Origin of the sequence: Leucobacter chironomi DSM 19883 (assembly GCF_000421845.1) — a bacterium.
In the GTDB taxonomy this organism is placed as follows: Bacteria; Actinomycetota; Actinomycetes; order Actinomycetales; family Microbacteriaceae; genus Leucobacter; species Leucobacter chironomi.
Genome location: NZ_ATXU01000009.1, coordinates 143645 through 151891, shown reverse-complemented (window position 1 = coordinate 151891; position 8247 = coordinate 143645). Strand labels below are relative to the sequence as shown.

The following is an 8247-nucleotide window of genomic DNA, read 5'->3' as shown; positions in this document are numbered from 1 at the left end:
CCACCCTCACTCAGATACAACCCACGGATCGCACCATTAATCACCGACGCACCCGTCCGATTCGACCAATACGCCGTACCCCGCTCAAACTCCTGTTTGACCCCGGCTGCGATGCCCTGCTCGCCGGTTAGCGGGTACCCGAGATATCCACCCGGACCGCCCTCGGAGTTGTAGAGCGGCAGGATCGCGCCCATGACTGGCTGCGCACCGGTGCGCTGAGACCAAAAGATCACGCCTCGATCGAACGACTGATACATACCTCCGGGGGCACTGCGTTCCAGATCGGTCGGGTAGCCGAGCGTACCCCAGGGGCCGAGTCGCTTCACCGCGTCGGTCTGCTTGTAAGCCTGTCGGATACCACCGGTCACGACGCGCACACCCAGCCAGGAGTTGTAATACATCGTGGCGTTCCCGAACTCCTGAGTTACCACGGAGTAGCCGTGATCGACCGGCGGAGCGAGCGGCGCACCGTACTGGCCTGCGGTGCCGCCACTGGCGATCCACGGTTCCGCAAAAGGTGGGTACACCGAGCGCACACTGCCGAACCAGCTCGTGTAGAAGTTGTAGAAGTTGCGATTGCCGTAGCTCGAGCAGGCGTCTCCGGTTCCCCAACCGGCGTTGAGCGCGGCCTGGTTGGGGCGGTAGGGAGTGTAGATGTAAAGCGCTGCTGTGGCCCAGTTGGCGATCCACACATCCGAAGCACCGCAGCCGGCGTTCGGGTGCCACTGGATGCGATTCGACTGGAACGGCTTGTAGTTGTAGCTGTTCGGGAACGCCTTGTAGACCTTCAGCTGCCAGGCACCCCGATACATCTGCGCCGGGAATCCCCCCGCGCCGCTGTTGCAGTTGGGCGAGTTGTTCGGCCCGGAGTCGGGGCAATCGTAGCCCATCGCGAAATCGTACTGGCGCACGGTCGGCCAGGTGTCGGTGACAAGGCTCTGCTCCTTCTCGAGCATCACGAGCAGCACCTTCGGGCTGATGCCGCACGCCGCCCCGACGCGCGCGATGTAGCTCGCCGAACTCTCGTTCACGGAGCCCGCCATGGCACTGCAGTAGGCGTTGGCGGGTCGTGCGGCAGTCGTCCAGTACGAGCCGCCGAGGCAGGCACCGGAGATCAGGGTGTTGCCCCAGGGCGTGTAGGCGCCTCGGCCAGGATCGCCGATCGTGCAGCGCGGAACGCGCTGGTTGAGGAAGGTTTGGATCTGAGCAGCGTTCCAGGCAGTGCCATCGTAGAACAGCGCGTCGTCAATGATGTTGCCGGCGTCGAACCCGGCCGATGGGTTCGCGTAAGCCGGCGCGTCCGTGATGCTGGGCACGAGCAGCGCCATCACCGCGGCGCCGGTCGCGCACATCGCGATCGCCGCGGCTCGCACACCGCGCCACTTGATCCTGGCTCGCACCGGCACTCCTCGTCGCAGAGACTCTAAAGCCTCAAGTAGTTACTGAACGTTTCGCCTCAGCCTAATCGCGACCGGAGCGTCTCGCCAACGACCGCCGGGCCGCACAACCCCGTCACCCATCCGGGTCTGCCAGAATGGAGACCATGAATCCTGCCCCCTCAGGCGATCTGCGCACGCTCAACGACGATGCGTGGGTCGTCATTCCTCTCTTCAACGAGGCGCAGGTCATCGGCGACGTCATCCGCGGCCTCACCCCGATCTTCTCGAACGTGGTCTGCATCGATGACGGTTCCCGCGACGGCTCCGGTCGCATCGCCGAAGCGGCGGGCGCGCGGCTGGTGACGCACCCCATCAACCTGGGCCAAGGGGCGGCGCTGCAGACCGGCTTCGAGTACGCGCTTGAACGCGGCGCGCGCTTTGTCGTGACATTCGACGCGGACGGCCAGCACCGCGTCGAAGACGCAGCGACCATGCTCGAACGCGCACGAACCGAGAATCTCGCGATCGTATTCGGATCCCGGTTCCTCGATGACCGCACCAAGCCGGGTCTCCTCAAGAAGATCGTGCTGAAGACCGCGGTGTGGGTCACCAATCTCACCACGCGCACACGACTCACGGACGCGCACAACGGTCTGCGCGTGATCCGCGACGACGCCCTGGCGCGCATCAAGCTGCGTCAGGATCGCATGGCGCACGGCACCGAGATCGTGGTGCAGCTCGGTCGCACAGGCCTGCCCTACGCCGAGCAGCCAGTCGAGGTCATCTACAGCGACTATTCGAAAGCCAAGGGCCAGTCGCTCCTCAATTCGGTCAACATCCTCATCGACCTGATCATTCGTTAGGAGAAGACGATGTCGATCTTCCAGTTCCTCCTCATCGCGGCGATCGTGGTCGCCGCCGCGCTCGCGGTCAAGTTCCTGCCCGGGGAACGCTCTCTCGCGCTCAAGCGGATCTTCGCGATCCTGTTCGTACTCGTCGCGGCCTTCGCGATCCTGTTCCCGAGCGCGCTCACGATCGTCGCGAACTTCTTCGGGATCGGCCGCGGCACTGACTTGCTGCTCTACGTCTTCATCATCATGATGCTGCTCTTCGCCGTCGCGACGGTGCGCGCGAAGGCTCGCAGCGATGCAAGAGTCACCGAGCTTGCGCGCGCGGTAGCACTCATCGAGGCACGTCGAGATGACCAGTTGAACGACCGCCGGGACATCACCGGGCCCACGGCATGATCGCCTGGCTCGCCGCAGTTCCCGTGCTGCTTGTGGCCGTGGGGATCACAGTGCTGCCGGGTCTGCTGCTCGCGTGGTCGTTGGGCTTGCGAGGCCTGACCCTCGTTGCAGGAGCAATCGCAGCATCCTTCGTGGTCATCGCGCTGAGCACGCTGGTGTTGCCGCTGTTCGGCCTATCATGGGGACCGTTGCCCGTACTCGTCGTGGGCGTTGTGCTCGGTGCCATTCCGCTCCCGTTGCGCCGTTTTCTCTCTCCACGGCAGCGGCCTCCGAGAGCGATGCAGCTCAGATCCGCTGCAGCAATCTGCGGCGGAGTCGGCCTCGCGGCAATCCTCATCGGGGGTTTCCTCGCCACTGCAATCGACGACCCCAGCCATATCTCACAGAGTTTTGACGCGGTGTTCCACCTCAACGCTGCTGCGCACATCCTCCTGAGCGGCAGCGCTTCGCCCTTGGACTTTAACGTCTCTGCGGCGGGCGCAGCGGGAAGCTTCTACCCCACGGTCTGGCACGCCACCGTCGCCCTGGTCGCGCAGCTCTCGGGAGCGTCGGTGCCCGTCGCGACGAACATCTTCGCCATCGTCGTCGCTGCATGGATCTGGCCGGTCACGATAGTGTTCTTCGCGCGCCCGTTCCTCGGGCGGCGTCCGGCGCATCTCCTTCTCGCCGCGGTCGTTGCGGCAGCGTTCAACGCCTTCCCCTACCTGCTCATGACTTGGGGAGTGCTGTACCCGAACTTGCTGTCGACTGCGCTCGTGCCGGCAGCGCTCGGGTTTCTGCATCTCGCGCTCAGACCAGCAACGCCCGGCAACAGCGCTCCTACCGCCTCGCTCTGGATCGCGGCTGCGGGAGCCACCGGGGCGGCAACGCTCTCCCACCCGAACGCGCTCCCCGCACTCGCGATACTCGCCGCGCCCCTTCTCGCCGCCACAGCGTTCCGCGTCTTCCGAAGCGACCTCAGCTCGGCTGCGAAGCTCGTGCGACTCATTCCACTCGGCATCGGCATCGCCGCGCCTATCGTCCTCTGGCGCTACCTCCAGACCTCTGAGGCCCGCGCCTACGACGACATCTCGTTCATCCGCGCGCTTGAGCTCGCGCTCACAAACGGTCCCTTCGTGGGGGGACGCGCCTGGTTTGTCACCGTCCTGGTCCTCGCCGGCGCACTCGCGCTCCTCCTGCGTCGCTCCCACCGCTGGCTCCTCGGCTCCTACGCGATCGCGGTTGCGCTCTTCATCGTGGCTATCGGTTTCACCGGCCCCGTGCGCGACTTCATCACAGGCCCCTGGTATAGCGATGCTGCGCGACTCGCCGCGCTCATCCCCATAGTCGCGGTACCACTCGCCGCGGTAACCGCTGCGTGGCTCTACGATTCCGCTGTCGACGGTATGGGCCGCTTCGCACCGCAGCTTCGTCAGCGCACCCAGCGGCTCCTGCCTGCACTGGGAGGCGCTGTCGTGGTGGTGTTGGTGGCCGCAGGCGGCGCAAGTCCAGCACTTGCCGCGCAAAAGGGATGGTTGTCGGACCTGCACGCGGTGCCCGAGGCTGGCGCGCTCCTCTCGACCGACGAGACTGTGCTCCTCGAACGCCTCGACAAGATCGTGCCTGAGGGCGACATCGTCGCCGGCGACCCTTGGTCCGGCGCGGGCCTGGTACTCGCGCTCAGCGGCCGGCCCACGGTATTCGGACACCTGCAAGGCAACTACTCAGAGAACGCCAATATCCTTCGTGCGCGCTTTGCAGATCTTCCCAAGCCGGAGGCGTGCACCCTCCTCACCGACCTCAATGTCGACTTCATGCTCGACTTCGGTGACCAGCTCTACGCCGGGGGCACCGACGAGTTGCGAGCTCCGTTCATCGGGCTGCGCGACCTGTCCCGGTCACCAGCGCTCACCCCTGTGGACCAGGAGGGAACGGCTGTCCTGTACCGCGTGGATTGCGGTGCCTAGCGCCTCCTGTCCACCGGCCGGAAGAGGAAGCCGGGCTGCGCACGCCATACAATATTGTCTGCGGACGAGCGGCAGGCAATCCACCTGCGCTGTGTCACCCCACTATCTGCAAGGAGTGTCTGTGACGATCACGAGCGAACTGATCGGGCTTTGCCCGACTGCACGAGTCCACAGCAGCCCGACTCGCCGACGACGGCCGCTCGCCGGCTCCTCGGAGCGCTTCGAACGCGGGTGCCTCCGATGACCGATCCTCGCATCAGCCCGCTCGCATTCATCGGCGACGGCGTTGTGCTGGGCGCAAACGTCTCAATCGGCCCTGGCGCGGTCATCCTCGGCCCTGCGTTCATTGGCGACGACGTCTGGATCGGCCCGGGCGCCCAGATCGGTGCCCCTCCCGAGATGTCGAATCTCCGGCAGAACACCGCATGGAGCGGCGATCTCGAGCATTCCGGGGTTCGGATCGGCGCGAGGACGGTGATCCGCGAGAACGCGGTGCTCCATCAGGGCAGCTACCGCGAGACGACGATTGGCGAGGGGTGCTGGATCCTTGCCCGGGCGTACGTTGCGCATGACGTACTCATCGGCGACGGTACAACGATCTCGGCGGGAGTGAGTATTGGCGGGCACTGCATCATCGGCCCGCGCGTGAACATCGGGATGAATGCGTGCATCCACCAGCGCAGGATCATCGGCGCCGGCGCAATGATCGGGATGGGGACTCCGATCGCCAGGGACGTCCCCCCGTACGCGAAGGCCTTCGGGTCGCCCGCGCGACTCCGCTCGGTAAACACTGTCGGCATGGAGCGGTTCGGTGTCCCGGCTGCGGAGGCCGCGCTGCTCGCCGCTCGCTATTCCGCCGGTGACCTCCTACTCGAGGAGCCGCTCGACCTCCATGCGGATTCGCCACTGGTCACCGATCTCGATGCGTGGCGCGCTGCGCAGGACAGGATGCCGCTGCACGCAGCGCTCGATGGCCGGCGCTGAGTCGCGGCGAAAGCCGCCCTGCCGACGCGACGATTAGGCTGGAGACGCTATGAACGTTTCGCTCCACTCCCCGCTCTTCACCCACGCGGAAGACGTCGCTGCTGCCCTCGAGACGCTCGAGCTCACTGAGCTCCAAGCCGCGCAACTCAACGCAGCGGCGAACTACCATTCGCTCCGCAACCCGGGTGCCCGGCTCGAACTCCGCGTTGGTATCGGCGGAATCACCGAGGTGCCGGCGCTCACCGACGCCGGCACCATCGACGGAAGCGCGCTCGACGGCGCAGTCGCCTGCGTCATCGAACTCCGCAGCCGAGCTATCGGCTCGATCGCCTCAGTCCCGCCGGAACGCGCGATCGTCCGCTGGGTCCGCCTCGGGCACGCGGATGCAACGCCGGCGACGACCGAGTCGCCCGCTCCGGTGTCCCTCCCACGCACGGTGTACCGGGAACTCGAGCGCCGCGCCCCCGTGGTGCTCGATACCGTACGCGAGACGATCATGCGCAGGCGTGAACGTGCGATCTCGGGGCGTCTTCCGCGCCACCCCGAGGACGCCTCGGCCGAACGCAGTCTCCCGGTGATCGACGCCTGGCAGCATGTCCCAGAAGCACCGCCCGCGGGCGCCCCGCAGGCCGTGCTCTTCGGCCTCCACTGGTTGCAGACCGGCGGCGCCGAACGCTGGGCGGTGGAGAGCATCCAACTCGCGAAGGATGCCGGGCTGCTGCCCGTCGTAGTCACCGACCAGAACTCGGTGCACCCCTGGCTCACGCGCCCCGAGCTCGAGGGCTGCATCGTCATCGCGCAGAGCTTTCGCGAGCACCTTCACGAGTTCGACATCGCGCTCACCCACGCGATCCTCGAGAACTTCGATCTGTCGGGCGTCATGCTGCACCACTGCCAGTGGCTCTACCTCAGCCTGCCGTGGATCAAGCGACACCGCCCCGGGCTGCCCGTCGTCGACTCGCTGCACATCGTCGAGTACCTCGGCGGCGGCTACCCCGGCATCTCGGCGCAGTACGACGCCTTCATCGACACCCACCACGCGATCTCCCCCGAGCTGGTGCGCTGGCTGACCGAGGTGCAGGGCATCGACCCGGGCAAGGTCGACCTCGCCCCGCTCACCGCGCTCACCGTCGGCGAGACCACCGGGTTCAGGACCCGCGACCCCCGCGACCCCTTCACAGTCTCCTTCGTGGGCCGCCTCTCGCGGCAGAAGCGCCCCGACGTCTTCCTGATGCTCGTGCACCGCCTGCGGAAGTCGCGGCTCCCTTTCCACGCCATCATGCACGGCGACGGCGAGATGCGCGACATCGTGAACGGCCTGATCGACCAGTTCGGCCTGCGCGGAATCATCGAGCAGCGCTACGAGGACACCCCTGTCGCGGCGACGCTCGCCGAGACCGATCTACTCGTCGTCACCTCGATCAACGAGGGCCTCACCCTCACCACCTTCGAGGCCGTCGCCGCCGGGGTGCCGGTGCTGTCGGCCGACGTGGGCTCCCAGCGCACGATCGTGCAGGGCGAGATGCTCGCACCCCGCCCGGCGCGGCCGTTCATCGGGGCGGCCGCCTCGGTGATCTCGAAGCTCGCCGCGAGCGAGCAGCTGCGCGAGCTGCGGTGGACCGAGCAGCGCGAGCGCGTCGCCGAATTCGGCGAACTGCAGAGCGCACACGAATGGATGAAGGAGACCTTCGCACAATGGCACGCGTAGCCGCAGTCGTCGTCACGTTCAATCGACTCGACAAGCTGAAGACCGTGATCGCCTCGATCGAGGCGCAGACGCACGCTCCCTCGTCGCTCGTGATCGTCGACAACGCCTCGACCGACGGCACCGGCGAGTACCTCGCCGCGCTCGAGTCGAGCCTGGACCTCGAGATCGTCTCGCTGCCGACCAACTCCGGAGGGGCCGGCGGCTTCTCGGCGGGTATGCGGCGCGGCTACGAACTCGGCGCCGACTTCGTGTGGATCATGGACGACGACGGGTACCCCGAGCCCGACGCCCTCGAGAAGCTGATCGCCGGATTCGACTCGGCCGCCGCCGAGCTCGGCGAGGAGATGCCCTTCGCCTGCTCCGTGGTGAAGTACATCGACGGCACCATCTGCGAGATGAACAACCCCGTGCCCACCTGGGACTGGGGCCGGCTGCTCGCCATCGGCCAGAACTCCGTGATGGTGACGAGCTGCTCGTTCGTGTCGGTGCTCGTGCCGCGCTGGGCGCTCGAACGCTACGGCCTGCCCTACAAGGAGTACTTCATCTGGTTCGACGACGCCGAGTACACGCTGCGGCTCTCGAAGGCGTGCCCGGGCGTGCAGGTGCTCGACAGCGTCACCGTGCATGACATGGGCGAGAACCAGGGCGTGAACTTCGGCATGATCGACGACAAGAACGCCTGGAAGTTCGCCTACGGCATCCGCAACCAGGCCTCGTATCGCCGCCACCACCAGTCACTGCCGCACTTCCTCATGTTCGCGACGCAGGTCGTCGTCGGCATGCGCCGCGGGCGGGTGAAGCGCCGGCTGCAGAAGCAGATGATCGCGAAGCTCTGGGAGGGATTCCGCTTCAACCCGCAGATCGATCGGGTCGTCTAAGACTCCCGCGGAGTCCTCCGGTCGGGCGGGAAAGTCGGCACAGACCGAGCCCGCGCATAGTGCTCGCACAGAGCGGGATCGCGGCCCTCAGCGTACACTTGAGCA

Annotated in this window: 7 protein-coding genes; 6 read left to right on the top strand and 1 reads right to left on the bottom strand. The window is 66.4% G+C overall.

Annotation, left to right across the window (positions count from 1 at the left end; all coding sequences use genetic code 11):
* Positions 1-1373 (bottom strand): LGFP repeat-containing protein (locus tag H629_RS14625; RefSeq protein WP_420835250.1); only part of this gene is annotated, 1373 nt, incomplete at its 3' end.
* A 170-nt stretch (positions 1374-1543) separates the two neighbouring features.
* On the opposite strand from H629_RS14625, the gene H629_RS0111325 reads away from it, so the two are divergent.
* The 6 genes from H629_RS0111325 (at position 1544) to H629_RS0111300 (ending at position 8142) form a co-directional block, all read left to right on the top strand.
* Complete coding sequence (locus H629_RS0111325; RefSeq protein ID WP_084705405.1) at positions 1544-2242, top strand: glycosyltransferase family 2 protein; 699 nt, start codon at positions 1544-1546, stop codon at positions 2240-2242.
* Between the two features lie 9 nt (positions 2243-2251).
* The gene (locus H629_RS0111320) at positions 2252-2626 is read left to right on the top strand and encodes a DUF2304 domain-containing protein (protein ID WP_024357370.1); all 375 of its coding nucleotides are present in this window, start codon (positions 2252-2254) and stop codon (positions 2624-2626) included.
* Positions 2623-4572 carry a DUF6541 family protein gene (locus tag H629_RS0111315; protein ID WP_024357369.1) on the top strand — a complete coding sequence of 650 codons (1950 nt, stop codon included), beginning with the start codon at positions 2623-2625 and terminating at the stop codon, positions 4570-4572. Before H629_RS0111320 ends, H629_RS0111315 begins: the two co-directional genes overlap by 4 nt.
* Positions 4573-4812: 240 nt before the next feature.
* Positions 4813-5556: a DapH/DapD/GlmU-related protein gene (locus H629_RS0111310; RefSeq protein WP_024357368.1), complete on the top strand. Its 744-nt coding sequence runs from the start codon at positions 4813-4815 to the stop codon at positions 5554-5556.
* 49 nt (positions 5557-5605) lie between these two features.
* Positions 5606-7264, top strand: a complete 1659-nt coding sequence (locus tag H629_RS0111305) for a glycosyltransferase (protein WP_024357367.1) — start codon at positions 5606-5608, stop codon at positions 7262-7264.
* Positions 7252-8142, top strand: coding sequence for a glycosyltransferase family 2 protein (locus tag H629_RS0111300; protein WP_024357366.1), 891 nt, complete (start codon positions 7252-7254; stop codon positions 8140-8142). Before H629_RS0111305 ends, H629_RS0111300 begins: the two co-directional genes overlap by 13 nt.
* Positions 8143-8247: the final 105 nt, after the last annotated feature.